This is a genomic window from Pseudomonas sp. (genome assembly GCF_032058845.1).
In the GTDB taxonomy this organism is placed as follows: Bacteria; Pseudomonadota; Gammaproteobacteria; order Pseudomonadales; family Pseudomonadaceae; genus Aquipseudomonas.
In genome coordinates this window covers 1-324 of record NZ_DAMCCR010000021.1, presented here as the reverse complement: position 1 = coordinate 324, position 324 = coordinate 1, and the positions used below count along the sequence as shown (strand labels likewise).

The 324-nt window shown below is 71.0% G+C and carries 1 pseudogene; it reads left to right on the top strand.

Annotated elements, in window-relative coordinates:
• Positions 1-324, top strand: a pseudogene (locus RT028_RS06300) (glycine dehydrogenase (aminomethyl-transferring)); the annotation flags it as partial.

Sequence of the window (324 nt, the reverse complement as noted above, 5' to 3'; positions counted from 1 at the left end):
CTTCGCCCCTGCCGAGCAGAGCCAGGGCTACCTGCAGATGACCCGCGAGCTCGAAGCGATGCTCTGCGCAGCCACCGGCTACGACGCCGTGTCGCTGCAACCCAACGCTGGCTCCCAGGGCGAGTACGCGGGCCTGCTGGCGATTCGCGCCTACCACCGCAGCCGCGGTGACAGCCACCGCAACGTCTGCCTGATCCCGGCCTCGGCCCACGGCACCAACCCGGCAACCGCGCACATGGCCGGCATGCGCGTGGTGGTCACCGCCTGCGATGCGCGCGGTAACGTCGATGTGGACGACCTGCGGGCCAAGGCCGAGCAGCACCG